Source organism: Chryseobacterium sp. 27AL, from assembly GCF_057815395.1.
The window spans coordinates 28,362-46,604 of sequence record NZ_JBYRIW010000001.1; the positions used below are offsets into that span (position 1 = coordinate 28,362).

General features: G+C 37.8%; 19 protein-coding genes. 10 read left to right on the forward strand and 9 right to left on the reverse strand.

Annotation, left to right across the window (positions count from 1 at the left end):
- The first annotated feature begins 116 nt into the window (after positions 1–116).
- Positions 117–419, forward strand: a complete 303-nt coding sequence (locus tag AC3WV0_RS00120; protein ID WP_089999332.1) for a type II toxin-antitoxin system RelE/ParE family toxin — start codon at positions 117–119, stop codon at positions 417–419.
- Here the strand turns inward: AC3WV0_RS00120 and AC3WV0_RS00125 are convergent.
- The 6 genes from AC3WV0_RS00125 to proS all read right to left on the reverse strand — a co-directional run bounded on the left by AC3WV0_RS00125 (position 399) and on the right by proS (position 7,450).
- Positions 399–695 (reverse strand): hypothetical protein, encoded by a 297-nt coding sequence (locus tag AC3WV0_RS00125; protein ID WP_488842869.1) that lies wholly within the window; start codon positions 693–695, stop codon positions 399–401. The two genes, AC3WV0_RS00120 and AC3WV0_RS00125, sit on opposite strands and share 21 nt — an antisense overlap.
- Positions 696–942: 247 nt before the next feature.
- On the reverse strand, positions 943–2,058 hold the full coding sequence (gene dnaJ / locus AC3WV0_RS00130; protein ID WP_488842870.1) for a molecular chaperone DnaJ: 1,116 nt from the start codon (positions 2,056–2,058) through the stop codon (positions 943–945).
- A gap of 75 nt (positions 2,059–2,133) precedes the next feature.
- Positions 2,134–2,670 carry a nucleotide exchange factor GrpE gene (locus AC3WV0_RS00135; protein WP_488842871.1) on the reverse strand — a complete coding sequence of 179 codons (537 nt, stop codon included), beginning with the start codon at positions 2,668–2,670 and terminating at the stop codon, positions 2,134–2,136.
- A gap of 427 nt (positions 2,671–3,097) precedes the next feature.
- The gene (locus AC3WV0_RS00140; protein WP_488842873.1) at positions 3,098–4,438 is read right to left on the reverse strand and encodes an Nramp family divalent metal transporter; all 1,341 of its coding nucleotides are present in this window, start codon (positions 4,436–4,438) and stop codon (positions 3,098–3,100) included.
- A gap of 108 nt (positions 4,439–4,546) precedes the next feature.
- On the reverse strand, positions 4,547–5,848 hold the full coding sequence (locus tag AC3WV0_RS00145) for an OmpA family protein (RefSeq protein WP_488842874.1): 1,302 nt from the start codon (positions 5,846–5,848) through the stop codon (positions 4,547–4,549).
- A gap of 126 nt (positions 5,849–5,974) precedes the next feature.
- Positions 5,975–7,450: a proline--tRNA ligase gene (gene proS, locus AC3WV0_RS00150; protein WP_488842876.1), complete on the reverse strand. Its 1,476-nt coding sequence runs from the start codon at positions 7,448–7,450 to the stop codon at positions 5,975–5,977.
- Between the two features lie 181 nt (positions 7,451–7,631).
- Here proS and AC3WV0_RS00155 point away from each other — a divergent pair, with 181 nt between their 5' ends.
- On the forward strand, positions 7,632–8,666 hold the full coding sequence (locus AC3WV0_RS00155) for a prolyl-tRNA synthetase (protein ID WP_488842877.1): 1,035 nt from the start codon (positions 7,632–7,634) through the stop codon (positions 8,664–8,666).
- 53 nt (positions 8,667–8,719) lie between these two features.
- Positions 8,720–10,099 (forward strand): OmpP1/FadL family transporter, encoded by a 1,380-nt coding sequence (locus tag AC3WV0_RS00160; RefSeq protein ID WP_488842879.1) that lies wholly within the window; start codon positions 8,720–8,722, stop codon positions 10,097–10,099.
- Between the two features lie 73 nt (positions 10,100–10,172).
- On the opposite strand, the gene AC3WV0_RS00165 is transcribed toward AC3WV0_RS00160, so the two are convergent.
- Together AC3WV0_RS00165 and AC3WV0_RS00170 are read right to left on the reverse strand one after the other, a co-directional pair.
- A complete protein-coding gene (locus tag AC3WV0_RS00165) occupies positions 10,173–10,904 on the reverse strand; it encodes a ZIP family metal transporter (protein ID WP_488842881.1) in 732 nt (243 codons plus the stop codon).
- Positions 10,898–11,626, reverse strand: a complete 729-nt coding sequence (locus AC3WV0_RS00170; protein WP_488842883.1) for a class I SAM-dependent DNA methyltransferase — start codon at positions 11,624–11,626, stop codon at positions 10,898–10,900. Before AC3WV0_RS00170 ends, AC3WV0_RS00165 begins: the two co-directional genes overlap by 7 nt.
- Before the next feature lie 134 nt (positions 11,627–11,760).
- Between AC3WV0_RS00170 and AC3WV0_RS00175 the strand changes: the two genes are divergently transcribed.
- A complete protein-coding gene (locus AC3WV0_RS00175) occupies positions 11,761–12,921 on the forward strand; it encodes a THUMP domain-containing class I SAM-dependent RNA methyltransferase (protein ID WP_488842885.1) in 1,161 nt (386 codons plus the stop codon).
- Between the two features lie 317 nt (positions 12,922–13,238).
- On the opposite strand, the gene rsmA is transcribed toward AC3WV0_RS00175, so the two are convergent.
- The gene (gene rsmA, locus AC3WV0_RS00180) at positions 13,239–14,009 is read right to left on the reverse strand and encodes a 16S rRNA (adenine(1518)-N(6)/adenine(1519)-N(6))-dimethyltransferase RsmA (RefSeq protein ID WP_488842886.1); all 771 of its coding nucleotides are present in this window, start codon (positions 14,007–14,009) and stop codon (positions 13,239–13,241) included.
- A gap of 92 nt (positions 14,010–14,101) precedes the next feature.
- Between rsmA and AC3WV0_RS00185 the strand changes: the two genes are divergently transcribed.
- The 6 genes from AC3WV0_RS00185 to rluF all read left to right on the forward strand — a co-directional run bounded on the left by AC3WV0_RS00185 (position 14,102) and on the right by rluF (position 18,218).
- Positions 14,102–15,001: a cell division protein FtsX gene (locus AC3WV0_RS00185; RefSeq protein ID WP_488842888.1), complete on the forward strand. Its 900-nt coding sequence runs from the start codon at positions 14,102–14,104 to the stop codon at positions 14,999–15,001.
- Between the two features lies 1 nt (position 15,002).
- Positions 15,003–15,302 carry a DUF3098 domain-containing protein gene (locus tag AC3WV0_RS00190; protein WP_488842889.1) on the forward strand — a complete coding sequence of 100 codons (300 nt, stop codon included), beginning with the start codon at positions 15,003–15,005 and terminating at the stop codon, positions 15,300–15,302.
- Between the two features lie 75 nt (positions 15,303–15,377).
- Positions 15,378–16,196 (forward strand): undecaprenyl-diphosphate phosphatase, encoded by an 819-nt coding sequence (locus tag AC3WV0_RS00195; protein WP_488842891.1) that lies wholly within the window; start codon positions 15,378–15,380, stop codon positions 16,194–16,196.
- Between the two features lie 32 nt (positions 16,197–16,228).
- Positions 16,229–16,924, forward strand: coding sequence for a tRNA pseudouridine(55) synthase TruB (truB, locus tag AC3WV0_RS00200; protein WP_488842893.1), 696 nt, complete (start codon positions 16,229–16,231; stop codon positions 16,922–16,924).
- Positions 16,924–17,496 (forward strand): hypothetical protein, encoded by a 573-nt coding sequence (locus AC3WV0_RS00205; protein ID WP_488842895.1) that lies wholly within the window; start codon positions 16,924–16,926, stop codon positions 17,494–17,496. The genes truB and AC3WV0_RS00205 overlap by 1 nt, the downstream gene beginning before the upstream one ends.
- Complete coding sequence (rluF, locus tag AC3WV0_RS00210) at positions 17,496–18,218, forward strand: 23S rRNA pseudouridine(2604) synthase RluF (RefSeq protein WP_488842897.1); 723 nt, start codon at positions 17,496–17,498, stop codon at positions 18,216–18,218. Before AC3WV0_RS00205 ends, rluF begins: the two co-directional genes overlap by 1 nt.
- Positions 18,219–18,243: the final 25 nt, after the last annotated feature.

Consider the following 18,243-nt stretch of genomic DNA (forward strand, 5'->3'; position numbering starts at 1 on the left):
GGACAGATGGTATAAAGTTTACATAAGCTTTAAGCAATATTTAAGCTTTTCCGACTCTGGTGAGCTTATCAAAAATTATATAATCTTTTCATATTTTTGGAAAAATATTGTAAGAAATGTATACCGTTGTTTGGACAGAAACTGCTGAAAAGTCATATGAAAATAATCTGCAATATCTTTCGGAGTATTGGTCAACAAGAGAAATTCGAAACTTTATGGATAAGGTTGATGAAGCAGTTATGAATATATCGCTTAATTCATTAATAGGTAGTGTTTCAGAAGAAAATTATAACTATAGAAAATATTTAGTCGTACCACAAATATATCTTTATTACCGTGTTACTTCTGACAGAATATATCTTGTATCCTTTTGGAACAACTTTCAGGATCCGGATAAGCTACAAAAACTTCTTACGTAATTCTTCACTAACCACCGAATGTTCTCTATAGTTGCCATTCTCAATATCTTTCTCAGATTGCTCTATTTCTAATAATAATGCTTCACGCGGTGACAATATTTTTGCCAAGGCCAACATTTCATCTGGCGTAAATGACTGAGCACTCAACTTCCGGTAAAAGGTAGCTGGTGCAAGTCCTATCTTTGAAATAATATGGCTTTTTTTGTAGGGGCTATTGTTTAATAGTCCTTCAATTTCGCCCATCACTTTCTTATAATTTAAAATTTCTTGTATCATTTTTGATATAATTCATTGTAATTATTGAGACAAATATAATGAAAAATGATGAGAAGAATTAGAAATTGAACCGATCAGTTTTTCTTTTAAAAAGCTATTTATCTCAACTTTCTCCTTCAACATTCTTTCATATAGTGCAGTTTCATGGTAAAGATCAATCATTTTTCAATCAGATTGGACGACAATAAAATAGTATGATTATTAAAATCGTAACAAAAAAGGATTCCGAAGAATCCTTTACGTATATTTAATTGAATAAATCTTTTACCTTATCAAAAAAAGTTTTTTCCTTTCCGGATGGTTCAGCGACCATTTCTCCGCTGCTCATCTGCTTCTCGAAGAAATCCTTCTGTTCTTTTGTCAGTTTTTGCGGTGTCCATACGTTGATATGAATGAACATATCACCCTTACCATAGCTGTCGATACTTGGAAGACCTTTCCCTGCAAGTCTCAGGATTTTCCCAGACTGCGTTCCCGGATCTACCGTGATCTTCACTTTACCACCAACGGTAGGAACTTCTTTTTTCGTTCCCAATGCCGCTTCAGCAAATGAAATATAAAGCTCCTGGTGAAGATTATCTCCTTCTCTTTTGATGGTTTTATCCACTTCCTCTTCAATGATAACCAAAAGGTCTCCCGGAATACCACCGAAAGGTGCATCATTCCCTTTTCCTCTTACATTAAGCTGGATGCCGTCTCTGGCTCCCGCAGGAATATTGATCGTTACTTCTTCTTCATCTTTTATCAGTCCCTGAGCATTGGCGCCTGCCGGAATTTTATCGGCAACTTTACCGATTCCCTGACAGGTTCCACAGGTAGTCTGCGTCTGCATTTGTCCGAACATGGTGTTCATCACTTTAAGCTGAACTCCGGATCCGCCACAGGTAGGACAGGTTTTAGAAGTAGCACCTTCCGCCATCTTCATTTTTTTGACTTTGATGGTTTTCTGCGTTCCGTTCACCATTTCGTCAAGATTCAGCTTGATTCTGATTCTTAAATTAGAACCTTTTACCTGCTGACGGCCACCGCCACCGCCGCCAAATCCTCCGAAACCGCCACCGAAAATATCACCAAACTGGCTGAAGATATCTTCCATATTCATGCCGCCGCCAAAACCGCCACCGAATCCGCCGTTGCCACCAACACCGGCATGACCAAACTGATCGTATCTTGCACGTTTTTGTTCGTCACTCAGCACTTCGTAAGCTTCAGCAGCTTCTTTGAATTTTTCTTCGGCGTTTTTATCTCCCGGATTTTTATCAGGGTGATATTTAATGGCCATTTTGCGGTATGCTTTCTTTATTTCGTCGGCTGATGCAGATTTGCTGATCTCAAGAACCTCGTAATAATCTCTTTTTGACATCTTTTATATAAGTAATTAGTCATCAGCAATGGGTAATAATCAACATTACTTATTACCCATTACTTATTGCTTATGTTAATTTCCTGTTACTACTTTTGCAAAACGGATCACTTTATCTCCAAGTGTGTATCCCGTTTCGATCACATCCACAATTTTTCCTTTAAGATCTTCCGATGGTGCAGGAATCTGGGTGATTGCCTCGTGGAAATCTACGTTGAAACTGTCTCCTGCATTCACTTCCATAGCCTTCAGGCCTTTTTCAGTCAGTTTGCTTTTGAATTTATTGTAGATCAGCTCAACACCCTGAAGATCTGAAGGATTACCATTCTTGGCAATTTCCTTTAATGCTCTTTCGAAGTCATCCAGTACACCCAGCATAGAAACCATCATATCCTGGTTGGCATATTGGAAAAACTCCATTTTTTCTTTGGATGTTCTCTTTTTATAGTTTTCAAATTCTGCGTACAATCTGATGTAACGGTCTTTCTCTTCTGCCAAAAGTTCCTCAGCAGTAGGTTTTGCTGTCACATTGTCTTCTGTTGCAGCTTCATTCTGAATATTTGTATCTTCCTGATTATTGATGCTTTCTTCGTTGATATCCTGATTTTCCATAATTCAATATTTATTTGGGTTATTATTCACAAACATTCTGCCAAAGGAAAAAGGGTGACATTTAGTCAGATTGACAAGTCGCTACATCAAATAATTCACTCATTAACAATTTACCATTCACCATTATTACTGACCATTCACTATTCACCATTAACCATTAACCATTAACCACTCACATAATGTATAGGAGCTTTATCGCGCTATCCACTCATACTCCTCGCGCAGCCGCATTCTCCAACGCATGCTGTGGGGTATCCGTTACTATCGCGGCTAGGATAGCAGGACAGCTTTGTGATCCTTCATTAAGGTGAAATCCCAGGCTTGCCAGGTATTCGATATGTAGTGATAAGATTCCTCTGGAGGGTGGCGAAAGTTCAAAGAATTTTTGACGGGGTGGTTTAGAGTTTAATCAAAAAAATGAATCCTATTAAACTCCCTCTCCGAAAAACGTCTGATACAGAAGATAAAGATTTAAAACAATAATAATAAATGAAATAATCCATACACAGACTTTTAAAAAAGGCTTATTGACAAATTCTCCCATTTTAGCCTTGTCACTCGTGAACATCACCAACGGAACAACCGCAAAGCTCAGCTGCATGGACAAGATTACCTGACTTAAAACCAATAGTTCAGTAGTCCCTTCTTCACCATACAGAATGGCTACAATCAAAGCGGGAATTACAGCGATCAGCCTTGTGATCAGGCGTCGCAGCCAGGGTTTTAATCTGATATTTAAAAAGCCTTCCATGACGATCTGCCCGGCAAGAGTGCCTGTTAGGGTAGAATTCTGTCCGGAAGCCAATAAAGCGACAGCAAAAACAATACTTGCCATGGAAGCTCCTAAAATCGGAGTGAGTAATTTATAAGCATCATGTATATCCGCCACATCATGATTCCCCGAAACATGGAAAGTGGCAGCTGCCAGAATAAGGATGGCTCCATTGATGAAAAAAGCCAGCATTAAAGAAAAAGTACTGTCCAGCGTTGCAAATTTTATGGCTTCTTTCTTTCCTTTGGTATTTCTAGGATAATCCCTGGTCTGGACAATACTGCTGTGTAAGTATAGATTATGCGGCATTACCGTTGCTCCTAAAATTCCTATCGCAATATACAGCATCGCCGGATTCTGAATGATTTCTGCTTTAGGAACAAGTCCTCCGAGAAGTTCGTTTATGGCAGGCTCGGAAATGACCAGTTCATAAATAAAGCACGCAAGAATAATGAAAATTAACCCTCCCACAATACTTTCGATCCATCGGAATCCTTTAGACTGAAGCAAAAGAATAATCAGTACATCCACTGTTGTTATAACGATTCCCCAGGTTAATGGAATATGAAATAGAAGATTCAGAGCAATGGCAGATCCTATAACTTCTGCAAGGTCACAGGCTGCGATGGCAATTTCACAGAATATCCACAGTATAAAATTGGTTGTCGGACTAAAATGATCCCTGCAAGCCTGGGCAAGGTCTCTTTCAGCAACAACTCCCAGTTTCACAGAAAGATGCTGCAAAACCATAGCAAAAATATTAGAGATGAGTATCACCGAAAGAAGCGTATATCCGAATTGTGCCCCTCCTGCAATATCGGTAGCCCAGTTTCCCGGATCCATATATCCTACGGCAACCATCAGTCCCGGACCTGCAAAAGCAAGGTACTTCCTCCAGAAACTACCATTCTGGGGAACTTTTACAGATGAATATACTTCCGATAAGGAATTGGATGTTTTATCTCTTCGCCAGGCGTTCTTTAAATTCAGATTCATAAATGTTAGAAATGACTAACAAATGTAATTAAATAAATGAAAAATTCAAAATCACAAATAAAGATCCCGAAAGAATATTCCGGGATCTTTATAATTATTTACTAAAGATTATTTTGAAAATCTTACTGCCATTTTACGGTCAACAGCTCTTTCTGCATCAGAAGCAGAAGCATCAACTGTTGCAAACTGACTTCCATAGCCATCAGCTCCTGTAATCTGGGACCCTACGCCCTGCTTATCCAGCCATGATCTGATGAAACTGGCTCTGTCAGCAGATAATTTCTGATTCTTAGCCTCGTCTCCGGTTTTATCTGTATACCCTCCGATTTTCACTTTGACATCAGGATAGGCTTTCAGAATTGCTACTAAATTTTGCAGCTGGCCTTCAGAACCTGCTTCAAGTTCAGTAGCGCTTCCCATTTTAAAATTAACGTGGTCAAAGTTGTACCATGTATCCTTTAAAGCATTATCATCTTTGGCATTTTTATAACCATCAGATTTAAGGAAAGTAATCATGCGGTCTTCCATACCTCCTTTATATCCTTTTAAGGCAGTTCCGTTCAGATCAATATCTTCATCTACCTGCATTGCTGACATTCCTGTCACCGTATCAGTAGTTGATGTAGTATTTACCGTATCGGTAACGACTTCACCTGAATCATTCATGGTGGTAGTAACGGTTGTTTCTTTTTGCTCGCATTGCCTCCAGATAAAATATGCAGCAGCAATCAGGAGCAGTAATGGCAGGAGCCATTTCCATATAGAGCCTTTATCTGACGTTGTGGGCCTGTTAGGAAAAGTTCCATCCATAGCAGTGCTTCTGGTAACTTCAACCTTCGGTTCTTCCTGAGCCGGCATTTTGATGGCATCTTTATCATTGTCGAATTTATATCTTGCATCCCAGTCTCCCATGCTTAAAGAAGCAAAAGAAAGACCCGCAGGTAAAAGGGAAGACACAATTCCTTGCTGATCATTAAGAAGATTTGAAATTCCTGCTTTATCAAGGTTGTTGTCGGCTGCATATCTACCGATTGAGCCTACCGTAGCACCTGTAACCAGGTTTAAAAGAGCGCTTGAAGAGTTATTGCTGATTCCGGCGTAAGTAGCAATAGAATTGACCAATCCACTGAGTTTGTCACCGAAAATTTGTGTTAGTACGCTGGCAATAGAAGAGTTGCCTGCAGAGTTACTCATAAGGTTTCCTAGTATTCCACTTGAAGAAGAATTCATGATAGCATCCAAAACAAGAGGATTGTCGGAATTATTGGCAAGCCCTCCTACCACAGCAGGTAGCAATCCGTCAATTGCTTTTGAAATACCGGATTCACTTTCTCCGTACTGTGAGGCTGCCTGTGATACCAACGCAGTACCCAATTGTCCTTTAATGAGATCAATAATGTTTAGAGACATAATAATTTATTTTGAGATTAATGTTCTCTTATGCAATCAAAAATTTGTCCAAACCCTTATATCTCAAAAAAAATCTGCAAAAATCATTACGATTTTGCAGATCTGATAATCTTTTCTATTATTAATTTAATATGCTTTTGCAAACAAAACTCTTCGTTGTGAAGGTTTTCCGGAAATAAGCGAAACACCTTCTTCAATATCATCATCTAATGGAATACATCTGATCGTTGCTTTGGTCTCTTCTTTTATTTGCTCTTCTTCTTCAGCGGTTCCGTCCCAGTGCGCATAAATAAATCCTCCTTTCTCTTCCAGTACTTTCTTAAATTCATCATAAGAATCAACTTTAGTGATATTATCTTTTCTGAAGTTGGCCGCTTTAGTATAAAGATCTTTTTGAATGGTTTTTAATAATTCTTCGATATAAGAATCCAAACCTTCAATAGAACGAACTTCTTTTGTCAGGTTATCTCTTCTTGCGATTTCCACCGATTTATTTTCCAGGTCTCTAGGTCCCATAGCAATTCTTACAGGAACTCCTTTCAATTCATATTCTGCAAATTTCCAGCCCGGCTTATTTTGGGTATCATTGTCAAATTTCACGGAAATTCCTTTCGCTCTCAGTTTAGCCTGGATATCCAAAGCCACTTCACTGATCTGCTCCAGCTGCTCTTCTCCTTTAAATATTGGAACAATAACCACCTGGATAGGGGCTAGTGTAGGAGGCAGAACCAATCCAAAATCATCGGAGTGGGTCATAATTAAAGCTCCCATCAAACGGGTTGAAGTTCCCCATGAAGTTGCCCACGCATGCTCAATTTTCCCTTCCTTATTGGTGAATTTTACATCAAAAGCTTTGGCAAAATTCTGTCCTAAAAAGTGAGATGTTCCTGCCTGAAGGGCTTTCCCATCCTGCATTAGTGCCTCGATACAATAGGTTTCATCGGCTCCCGCAAATCTTTCTGAAGGAGTTTTTAACCCTTGAATTACCGGCATTGCCATAAAGTTTTCTGCAAAATCCGCATATACTTTATTCATTTTTTCAGCCTCTTCAATGGCTTCATCTTTTGTGGCATGTGCCGTATGCCCTTCCTGCCAAAGGAATTCAGCAGTTCTCAGGAAAAGACGTGTTCTCATTTCCCAGCGTACAACATTTGCCCATTGGTTAATCAATATCGGTAAATCCCTGTAGGATTGAATCCAGTTTTTATAGGTATTCCAGATGATCGCTTCTGAAGTGGGACGTACGATCAGTTCTTCCTCAAGCTTGGCGTCAGGATCCACAATAAGTTTGGAAGGATTGTCCGGATCTGTCTTTAAACGGTAATGGGTAACAACAGCACATTCTTTAGCAAAACCTTCTGCATTTTTTTCTTCAGCCTCAAACAAGCTCTTGGGCACAAAAAGCGGGAAATATGCGTTTACGTGACCTGTTTCCTTGAATTTTTTATCCATTTCGTCACGCATTTTCTCCCAGATTGCATAGCCATATGGTTTGATCACCATGCATCCTCTTACTCCTGAGTTTTCAGCTAAGTCGGCTTTTACCACCAACTCGTTATACCATTTGCTGTAATCTTCGCTTCTTGAGGTTAATTTTGCCATTAATTTTTTTTTAATTTTTTTAACTTTTCGCTATTATTGTTATCTAAAAATAAAAATCTATTTTTGATAGATTTTTTGTACCACGGGTAATGGTACATTTTTGGTACATTTTGCAAATATAATTTAAATAAAAAATTTTTACGTTATCATGAAAAGAAATATACATAAAAATTTGCTTGGTATGTTAAAATCCAAAGGGATTCTGGCTGTGGCAGGCGGATTGTTACTTGTGTCCTGCGGCGCCCAAATGGGTGGATACAGCGAGACAGATGGCGTTTATTACGACCCTAATAAAGATACCCTTCCGGAAGGAGTGATTATCAATGACAGAGGGAACAGAGTAGGAGAAGATTACGACTATTATCAAGATGATTCTAATCTTATTCAGAATGCTGAAGCAAATTCGAGAGAGGGACGTTACAATGATTGGAATAATTATAACTGGAATAGCACTGCTACCGATTCCGATTGGGGAATGTATGCCGGAAGCCAGACCAATTACTACGATAATTCGTGGGGCTGGGGCTGGGGTTATCCATGGGGCTGGGGAGGCGGCTGGTATGGAGGATATAATCCATATTGGGGCTACGGCGGCGGCTGGGGCATCGGTCTTTCATGGGGAGGCTCATGGGGCTGGGGCGGCGGCTGGAATATGGGCTGGGGATACTCACCATACTGGGGCTATAACCCTTATTGGGGCTGGGGAGGATATTACGGATATCCTTACTGGGGCTACGGCGGATACTGGGGAGGAGGTTATTACGCTCCTTACAGAAGAAGCGGTGCAAATGGCAGAGGATTTAACAGCTATAACGGCAGTTTTGCCAATAAATATGGTGTAACTTCAAATTCAGGTGGTTTCAGAAGAAGCACTACAGATTCCGGAAGCTTCAGAAATAATGGCAATTCCGGAGGTTTCAGAAATTCTGGTAACAGTGGTGGCTTCAGACAGGGAAGTACCAACGGCGGTTTCAGAAATCAAAATGGTGTAAGACCACAAGGAGGTTTTCGTAATCAGAGTCAGCCAAGACCAAATTACAATTATCAGCAGCAATCTCAGCCACGAAATGATGGTGGTTTCAGAAATAATAACGGTGGCTTTAACAATTCCAACAGCGGAGGCGGCTTCAGATCAGGAGGCGGAGGCTTCGGTGGAGGCGGCGGCGGATTCAGATCCGGCGGCGGTGGAGGCGGTGGCTTCCGAGGTGGCAGATAATTTTAAATTAATAACTATTCAAAAAAATAATGTTAAAAAAATCTTTAGCAATAATGAGTATTTCTGCAGCATTTTTTGCGCAGGCTCAGGACGTTTCTGTAATAAGAAATACAGTGGATGTTTATTCAAATGCCCCTAATGTAGGTTCAGCTAAATTTAATGCGATGGCCGGATCAAACGGTGCTTTGGGAGGTGACGCAAATTCTTTGCTTACCAACCCTGCCGGTTTAGGGGTTGCCATTTCAGGGGAAGTTTCAGGAACGCTTTCTATCACAAGTAATAAAAATACATCTGCTTTTGCAGGATCTTCTTACGGATATAATATTAATAAAGGGGATCTTGGAAATATTGGAGCGGTAATGACGTTTCAGCTGATGACTGAAAGTGCTTGGAAATTTGTTAATATCGGTGTAAATTATTCAAATCAATCGATCGAAAATTATGTTGAAACTCCGGGTAATACCAATTTGATTTATGATTTTCCGGATGCTACCAGCTCTTCTTTCGCAAGACATGCATATGACCGATATGGGTATGTTTCGAAAACGAGTGTTGGGGTAGGAGCAAATTATAATAATAATTTTTATCTTGGAGCTGGGCTTAATTTCTTTAATTCATCTATTGATCAGTCTGATACGGCAATTTTCAACTCTTTGTCAAACGGAAGTTCGGAATATTTCAGTAAGCAAAATACTCCTTTTTCTGAAAGAGGAAACGGTTTCTCGGCTTCTTTAGGGGTGATCGGAAAATTAAGTCCAAACTTTAGAGTAGGTGCTGCATTAGAAACTCCGACTTTCTGGAACATTACCAGAGGTTACAGTTTCTATAACGATCCTATCTACGGTGATGATTATGCTTCTGAAGACCGAAAATTAACCTCTCCTCTAAAGGCAACGGTTAGTGCTGCATTTATTGCGAGTAAAAGCTTTGCTTTAAATGTTGACTATACATTGGGATTAACAAAACCAAAATATAAAGTATACGGAGGTGCAGAAACAGAACTGAATGATTTCTTTAAAGATAATTACAAAAATCTTTCAGAGTTAAAAATAGGAGCAGAATACCGTCTTAAACAGTTTAGACTAAGAGGAGGATATGCCTACGCTTCTAGTCCGTTTGATGCACTGACGATTGACAGATACACTGACAATGGTGGTGTAGCAGAAGGTCAATCTTACGGAAATCTGATTTTAAATGACAGAAATGCACTTTCCGTTGGTTTAGGATATGATTTCAAATCTTTTTATATTGACGCCTCATATCAGAATGTGACTTCTAAATATGCTAACCCGTTTTTATATGGTGTAGTTGACAACAATTATGAAGCAGGTTATTATTCTCCAACCCGTCTGATTTCAAGTGATGCTTACGCTGTATCAGATGTAAAAAATGTAAGAAACAATTTCTTTATCACATTTGGCTGGAAGTTTTAAATCATATAAAATATTCTATAAAAAAAATCTCCGAAGCAAATTCGGAGATTTTTATTTATAAGTATAACTTGTTTTAATGATGATGCTCCAGATGAGAATGATTATGGAATAAATGCATGATTAACGCCAGTGAAACACCCAGAATCACAAGTCCGATCTTTACCCAGTCAATATTGTGACTTTTATTGCTTTCAAATATAATCACAGAAGAGATATGCAAGAATATACCTCCTACAATAGCAAGGAAATAAGGCTGCAAATCAGGATTAAAATAATTCCCCAACAACATTCCCATTGGTGAAGCCAGAGCAAATAATGCAACAATCAGTAAAGATGGGTAAGATGGTGCACGCTTAGATTCATCTTTCCTGTTGAATAAAAAAGCCCCGAGAATAAATGAAATCGGCAGGTTATGAAAGACAATTCCCCAAAGATAAGGTGAAAGCTGATGTTCTTCATTTGCCAAAGGAATTCCTTCGATAAAAGCATGGATGAAAAGTCCCACCATTAAAGCTAAAGGAAGGATGTTATGATCGCTGTGATGATGGAAATGTCCATGTTCAAAGCCTTTGGTAAGCGCTTCCAGAACCATTTGTAAAAGAACTCCAATGATTACGAAGATCCCCAGACTTTTTCCCGGAGTAGTGGTATAGACTTGCGGGAAAACTTCGTTAAGACAGATGGTAATCAGAAATCCTGCGCTTAAAATCAGCAAATTTTTAGCCAGCTTTTCTTTTTTACCGAAATGCTTCCCGAGAAAAACTCCTGAAATAACACTTAAAATCAGTAAAACAACTGTTACCATTTTTTCTTAAATAAATTGATGCAACGGGGCGAGCTTTCTTTATCAAATTCATTCAGCTGATAGTCTCCCCAGATTTTAATTCTTTCAAATCCACATTCTTCGGCATATGAATTAATGGCTTGTAAAGTGTGAAGTTTTACTTTTTCAAAAAAATGGTATGGTTTACCATTGTCTTCGAATCTGATATCTTTGATGATATGTCTTCCCTCTATTTTTTTAGTAATTTTAAACTCAATATCTCCTCTGATTACCGTAGATTCAGGGATTATGTTTTTTCGTACAAATTCTTCATTCAGATAATCAAGAACAAAAAATCCTCGGGGTTTTAAAGCATTATAAACTGAATTAAAAACTTTCTTATCATCACTTTCCTGATCAAAATATCCGAAACTTGTAAAAAGATTGAAAACGGCATCCATAGGTTCAGCTTCAATCGGATTCCTCATATCATGGACTTTGAAAACTAATGTCTCATTCTCAAACTGTTTATCAAATTCTATACTTTGTCTGGAAAGATCAAGTCCCAAAACATTATATCCTAATTTATTAAGAAAAACAGAGTGTCTTCCTTTTCCACAGGCAAGGTCAATGATCTTAGAATTTGGCGCCAGCTGAAGATCTGCTGTAAGCTTTGTGATAAAATTTTCTGCTTCCGTATAATTTCTGTTGTTGTAAAGCAAATGATAATAAGGGGTATCAAACCAAGATTCAAACCATTCCATAATGCAAAAATAACTAAATTTGTGCGGTAAAAGGAAAAAGTATTTAATATTGAAAGATCGAAACATTCAATGAACCAATAATTGTAATACCTAATCTTTTAATTCTTAAATATTTAAACTTTTAATAATTACTTATGGATACAGAAAATATACAGATTCAGATAAAAACTTTCTTCGGCCTTGAACAGATTCTGGCAGAAGAGATCAAAAAATTGGGAGGGAGAAAAGTTGAAGTTAAAAACAGAGCAGTTAATTGCGAAGGCGATTTAGGTTTTTTATATAAAATCAATTATTCTGCGAGAACGGCCCTGAAAATCCTGGTACCTGTTCATGAATTTAAAGCTTTTAATCAGCATCAGTTTTATGACAGGCTTTTTAAATTCAACTGGGAAGAATTTATGGATGTTGAACAGTCATTTGCGATCGATGCGACGGTAAATTCAGAGACTTTTAAACATTCTCAATTTGTAACCCTGAAGATGAAAGACGCCATTGTTGATTATTTTCAGGAAAAATTCAAAAGACGTCCGAATGTTGAAACAAGAAATCCGGATATTAAATTCCACCTTCATATTGACCGTGAGCTCATCACGATTTCTCTTGATTCTTCCGGTGATGCCTTGTTTAAAAGAGGGTACAGAAGAGAACAGGGAGAAGCACCTATTAATGAAGTGCTGGCAAGCGGAATGCTTCAGCTGGCCGGCTGGGATGGAAAAGGCAATTTCCTGGATCCTATGTGTGGTTCCGGAACATTATTGATCGAAGCGGCCATGATTGCGATGGACCTTCCGGCACAGATTTTCAGAAAAAGATTTGCTTTCCAGAACTGGAAAAACTATGACGCCGATCTTTTTGCAAAAATAAAAGAATTCAGAATCAACAGGATTAAAGAGTTCACCGGTAAGATTGTTGGTTATGATATCGATGCCAGAATGCTTAACGCTGCGAGAATCAATATTGAAGCTGCAGAAATGGAAGATGTGATTGAAGTTAAAAAACAGAATTTCTTTGATTCCAAGAAAGAGCTTTTCCCGTTGTTAATGGTTTTCAATCCGCCTTATGACGAGAGAATTTCGATTAATGATGATGATTTTTACAAGAAAATCGGAGATACTTTCAAGACAAATTATCCTAATACGTTGGCATGGCTGATCTCATCGGATCTTGAAGCGGTAAAGAAAATAGGATTGCGTCCTTCCAGAAAAATCAAACTTTTCAACGGAAAGCTGGAAACACGATTCCTGCAGTACGAAATGTATGAAGGAACTAAAAAAGTTCATAAATTAGAAAATTAATTTACTTTTAAATTATAAAAACCTCCAGGAATATCGATTTCCCGGAGGTTTTTTTATAGAATAAATTAAACTTAAAGTCTTTTTAAATTTCACTAAATAAATTTTATAGTTTTTTCTTAATTTTCTAAATTAAATAAACTTTGTTTATTCTTTAATTTACATTAAGAAATCTTTAGATTCGACGTAGTCAATTTTAGTGAGTTAGACTTTATTCAAGTTAAGGAATCAATAAATTGATTTTTATTAATTTTTTTAAGCTAAGGTGCTTCTTAATTCCTTAATGTTAAAATACATTATAAATTTAAACAGGGCTTTTGTTATTGATTGTTTTTCCAGAGTTGTGTGAAAGTAATAAAATCTGCCACACTTAACTCTTCAGCTCTTTTATCCATAAATTCGTGGGTTTTTAAAGCTTCGGGAATATTGAGGACTTTCAGGGCATTGGAAAGTTTTTTTCTTCTCTGGTTAAATCCTGCTTTTACGATCTGTTTAAACAAAACTTCGTTTCCTGCCAGCCCTTCTTTCGGATTTCGTGTTATTCTGATGACGCCTGATTTTACTTTCGGTGGCGGATTGAATACATTTTCATGAACCGTAAACAGATAAGAGGTGTCATAGTAGGCCTGAATCAAAACAGAAAGGATTCCGTAATCCTTTGTTCGCGGAACGGCTGCTGTTCTTTCGGCAACTTCTTTCTGAAACATACCGACCATTTCAGGAATCAGCTCATAATGATCAATGATCTGAAACAAAATCTGTGAAGAAATATTGTAAGGAAAATTACCGATGATTGCAATCTGCTCTCCGTTTGTAAACTGAAAATCCTGTTTCAGGAAATCACCGACAAATGTTTCTTCGGTTACTTTTGAATAGTTATTTTTAAGATATTCTATGGATTCATTATCAATTTCCGCGAGGTAAATTTTCTGATCTTTTTCCAGCAGATATTTGGTGAGAACACCCATTCCAGGCCCTACTTCCATAACGTTTTTGTAGCCCTCAAAACTCAGCCCTTCCACGATTTTTCTTGCGATGTTTTCATCCGTCAGAAAGTGCTGACCAAGATGCTTTTTTGCTTTTACACTCAATGTTTTTTATGATTTTATTAACAGTGATTTTCTCTTTTTCGTTCCCAAATTTCGGAAGATTTTTTCTATTTTAGCCAAAAATTTTAATATTAATGGCTAAATCTGTAGATGAATTTAATAAGAAAAGGCTTAGGTCTAGCAATATTACAGTGGTGATAAGTATTGCCTTAGTGTTATTTTTGTTGGGATTAATGGGACTTATTTTAATCAATGCCCAGAAATATTCCGATTATATCAAAGAGCAGCTCGTAGTAAATGCTTATTTCGCTGAAAATTATAATGCTAAAGATTCTGCTAAAGTTGCAAAAATGGAGGCTGAAGTTTTTAAGGAAATTCAGACATTGGCTCCCGTGAAAAAGGCAACCTACATTAGCAGGGAAATGGCGTCTCAGGAAGCTAAGAAAAGCATGGGAATCGATACCGACGCTCTTTTCGAAGAAAATATCTTTCCTTCATCTATAGAAATTGCCCTAAAGCCGGAATATGTTGATCCTGCCAAAATTGATCAGGCATTAAAGGTCATCAAGGCTGTTCCGGGAATCGCTGAAGTGAAAAACGACAGCACTTTGATGGTAGATGTTTACAATAATCTTAGCAGAATTCTTAAATGGATTTTAGGGTTTTCCATACTGTTTTTAATATTGGCGGTCGTATTGATCAACAATTCGATCCGTCTGAAAATATTCTCTAAAAGATTTATCATTAAAACCATGCAGCTGGTAGGGGCAAAAAGAAGATTTATTCTTAAGCCTTTCATTATCGAAGCTGTAGTGTTGGGTGCGATAGGCTCTTTAATCGGGCTTTTGGCATTGTGCGGAATCTGGTACTACTTTACGAGTCAGATAGGCTCGGCCTTTGTACAGGACAACAACCAATATTTCTGGCTGGTATTACTGGTATTTGGAGTAGGGATTTTTATTACGGTCTTGAGTACGGTGGTAGCCACCTGGAGATTCTTAAGATCAAACGTAGACGATTTATATTATTCTTAAAATGAGCAAAAAAACAAATAAATTTTCCGCAGACAGCTTTGGAAAAGAAACCACTGAAGCACCTCAGGAAAATACATTCTATTTCGGAAAGCAGAACTTCAAGTGGATGCTTATCGGTCTTGCATTTATCGTAATAGGCTTTCTGCTGATGATGGGACACGATGCCAACACCGTAGACGGAAAATTTGATCCGAATTCATGGAATGAAGATATTTTTTCCATTCGCAGAATCAGAATTGCACCCTTATTCGTTGTAATCGGTTTTGTGATCGAAGTTTACGCGATTCTGAAAAGAAAATAAATATACTTTACGCATTAAAACTTTGTCAGGGTTCTGAACTTTGACAAAGTTTTTTTTGATAAATACAAAATTTTTATGGATTTAATCAAAGCAATAATCATTGCTATCATTGAGGGGTTAACAGAATATCTTCCAATTTCCTCAACCGCGCACATGGGATTTACAGCAAGCCTGATGGGGCTGCCGGAAGACGAATTTTTAAAAATGTTTCAGGTTTCCATTCAGTTTGGGGCAATTCTTTCTGTTGTCGTGGCATACTGGAAAAAATTTTTTGATCTCAAAAATTTGCAGTTTTATTTCAAACTTGCTTTCGCAGTAATTCCAGCTTTGGTATTAGGATATCTTTTTGATGATAAAATAGAAGCTGTGCTGGGCAATCAGATTGCTATATCATCGGTTTTGGTGCTGGGTGGTGTGATTTTATTATTTGCGGATGAATGGTTTAAAAATCCCAAAATAGACGACGAAAAAGGAATTACCATAAAAAAAGCGGTTACCATTGGCTTTTGGCAATGTCTGGCGATGATGCCCGGAACCAGCAGAAGTGCAGCATCCATTATTGGCGGAATGACTCAGGGATTAACGAGAAAAGCTGCGGCAGAGTTTTCTTTCTTTCTGGCAGTTCCCACGATGTTAGCCGTTACCGTTTATTCTATTTTTGTTAAAACATGGGGCAAAGAAACGGCAAATCCGCAAAAAGGCTATGAGATGATCATGTCTTCACAGGATCATATTACTATTTTTATTGTAGGGAATATAGTTGCTTTTATTGTTGCATTAATTGCCATTAAAGCTTTCATCGGAGTTTTAAATAGGTATGGTTTTAAACCTTGGGGCTGGTACCGTATTTTTGTGGGAATCGCTTTGCTGATTTATTTTTATTTCTTTAAATAAATCGATACTTATTACCATTACCTATATATAAAATGACTGCTGAAGACTTACAATCAGGACATATATTTTTACTTGACAAACCTTTGGATTGGACCTCTTTTCAGGCTGTCAATAAAATGAAATATAAGCTCAAAAAAGAGTTTAATCTGCCTAAAAAATTCAAAATCGGTCATGCGGGGACTTTGGATCCGAGAGCAACCGGACTTCTGATCGTCTGTTGTGGAAAATTCACGAAAAAAATTCCTGAAATTCAGGATGCACCGAAAGAATACTGGACAGAAATAAAAATTGGAGTTCAGACCGAATCTTACGATACAGAAAAACCTGAAATTCTTCATCAGGATATTTCGCACGTTACGGAAGATCAGATCAGAGATACTTTGTTAAAATTTATTGGTGAAATAGATCAGACGCCACCGGTATTTTCTGCCATAAAAATTGATGGAAAAAGAGCTTACGATCTGGCCAGGGCAGGAGAAGAAGTGGAAATGAAATCCAGGAAAACAACCATTTTTTATATAAATGATATTAACATTAATCTTCCGTTGGTAAGTTTTACGGTAGGATGTTCAAAAGGAACCTATATCCGAAGTCTCGCTCATGATATCGGCCAGGAACTTGGAGTTGGAGCGTATCTTACACAGTTGAGAAGAACCAAAATAGGGGATTACAAGATTGAGGATGCAACTTCTGATTTTCTGACAAATGATTTTAAATTTGGTGAATAATGAAGAAGAATTTACTGTTATCATGGGCTTTAGTTTCTTTTTCAATCGTTTCTGCTCAGGAAACTAAGATTTCCAAGACGATGGGATTTTATTTTAATCCGTCACTGAATCTTGGATTTAAATTAAATAAAGAAAAAGAAGTTCCTAACAATACGCAATACATTAATTCAGAGCCCCCAAGGAAATTCACATATGGAATTACGGCCATTGGCGGTTATAATTTTCTTCCTAATTTTGCTTTAGGAGCAGGATTCAGATATAGTTTTATTCAGGATAATTATCATCTGATCTACCTGATGGTACAGCCTAAATTTATTTTGGATCCGGGTGACCGACCTTTCTATATCGAATTAAATTATGGCAAACAGCTAAACAATGCTGTCGTTTCCGACGCTGAATTCTGGGGCGGAAGACTGGGAATACAGGTTTCTTATTCCAAAAGAATAAGCCAGGAAGGAGGGATCTTTCTGGAAAATCATAAACTGGGAAATTCCAATCCGTTTTTCGTTGGAGTGAGCTATGGAGTGACCATTTTCAGCAATAAAAATTATACAGGCTACGGAGAAGACTAATGGAAAAAACACGTATCAACAAATATCTGTCGGAAGTTGGCTACTGCTCAAGAAGAGCGGCAGATAAGCTTTTGGAGGAGGGTAGAATTAAGATCAACGGAAAAATTCCCGAAATGGGAACTAAAGTTTCCGATGAAGATGTGATTGAGGTCGACGGTAAACCCATCCGTGAGCCGGAAGAAGATCATGTTTATATCGCATTTAATAAGCCTGTTGGGATCGTTTGTACAACGGACACCAAAAGGGAAAAAAATAACATTATCGACTACATCAACCATCCAAAAAGGATTTTTCCGATCGGGCGTCTGGATAAGCCAAGTGAAGGACTGATTCTACTGACCAGTGATGGTGATATTGTGAATAAAATCTTACGGTCAAGGAATAATCATGGCAAAGAATATATTGTACGGGTTGATAAACCGATTACTCCAAAATTCCTCGATAAAATGCGAAACGGAGTGCCAATTTTAGATACGGTCACCAAGAAGTGTGAGGTAGAAAAAATTGACGAAATGAATTTCCGGATCGTTTTAACACAAGGGTTAAACCGCCAGATCCGCAGAATGTGTGAGTATCTTGGCTATGAAGTAAAAAAGCTCAAACGCATCAGGGTTCTGAATATTAAACTGGATCTGCCGATCGGAAAATGGAGAGATCTGACTAACGATGAGCTTTCTACCTTACAAAAGCTTGTAGAAGATTCCAGCAAAACTTTTGATTAATTTACAGTAATTGTTATCATCATTA

Excerpts from the sequence above, each read along its gene's own strand:
- AC3WV0_RS00120 (WP_089999332.1), top strand. The coding sequence starts at position 117 with ATGTATACCGTTGTTTGGACAGAAACTGCTGAAAAGTCATATGAAAAT.
- AC3WV0_RS00125 (WP_488842869.1), bottom strand. The coding sequence starts at position 695 with ATGATACAAGAAATTTTAAATTATAAGAAAGTGATGGGCGAAATTGAA.
- dnaJ (WP_488842870.1), bottom strand. The coding sequence starts at position 2,058 with ATGTCAAAAAGAGATTATTACGAGGTTCTTGAGATCAGCAAATCTGCA.
- AC3WV0_RS00135 (WP_488842871.1), bottom strand. The coding sequence starts at position 2,670 with ATGGAAAATCAGGATATCAACGAAGAAAGCATCAATAATCAGGAAGAT.
- AC3WV0_RS00140 (WP_488842873.1), bottom strand. The coding sequence starts at position 4,438 with ATGAATCTGAATTTAAAGAACGCCTGGCGAAGAGATAAAACATCCAAT.
- AC3WV0_RS00145 (WP_488842874.1), bottom strand. The coding sequence starts at position 5,848 with ATGTCTCTAAACATTATTGATCTCATTAAAGGACAATTGGGTACTGCG.
- proS (WP_488842876.1), bottom strand. The coding sequence starts at position 7,450 with ATGGCAAAATTAACCTCAAGAAGCGAAGATTACAGCAAATGGTATAAC.
- AC3WV0_RS00155 (WP_488842877.1), top strand. The coding sequence starts at position 7,632 with ATGTTAAAATCCAAAGGGATTCTGGCTGTGGCAGGCGGATTGTTACTT.
- AC3WV0_RS00160 (WP_488842879.1), top strand. The coding sequence starts at position 8,720 with ATGAGTATTTCTGCAGCATTTTTTGCGCAGGCTCAGGACGTTTCTGTA.
- AC3WV0_RS00165 (WP_488842881.1), bottom strand. The coding sequence starts at position 10,904 with ATGGTAACAGTTGTTTTACTGATTTTAAGTGTTATTTCAGGAGTTTTT.
- AC3WV0_RS00170 (WP_488842883.1), bottom strand. The coding sequence starts at position 11,626 with ATGGAATGGTTTGAATCTTGGTTTGATACCCCTTATTATCATTTGCTT.
- AC3WV0_RS00175 (WP_488842885.1), top strand. The coding sequence starts at position 11,761 with ATGGATACAGAAAATATACAGATTCAGATAAAAACTTTCTTCGGCCTT.
- AC3WV0_RS00185 (WP_488842888.1), top strand. The coding sequence starts at position 14,102 with ATGGCTAAATCTGTAGATGAATTTAATAAGAAAAGGCTTAGGTCTAGC.
- AC3WV0_RS00190 (WP_488842889.1), top strand. The coding sequence starts at position 15,003 with ATGAGCAAAAAAACAAATAAATTTTCCGCAGACAGCTTTGGAAAAGAA.
- AC3WV0_RS00195 (WP_488842891.1), top strand. The coding sequence starts at position 15,378 with ATGGATTTAATCAAAGCAATAATCATTGCTATCATTGAGGGGTTAACA.
- truB (WP_488842893.1), top strand. The coding sequence starts at position 16,229 with ATGACTGCTGAAGACTTACAATCAGGACATATATTTTTACTTGACAAA.
- AC3WV0_RS00205 (WP_488842895.1), top strand. The coding sequence starts at position 16,924 with ATGAAGAAGAATTTACTGTTATCATGGGCTTTAGTTTCTTTTTCAATC.
- rluF (WP_488842897.1), top strand. The coding sequence starts at position 17,496 with ATGGAAAAAACACGTATCAACAAATATCTGTCGGAAGTTGGCTACTGC.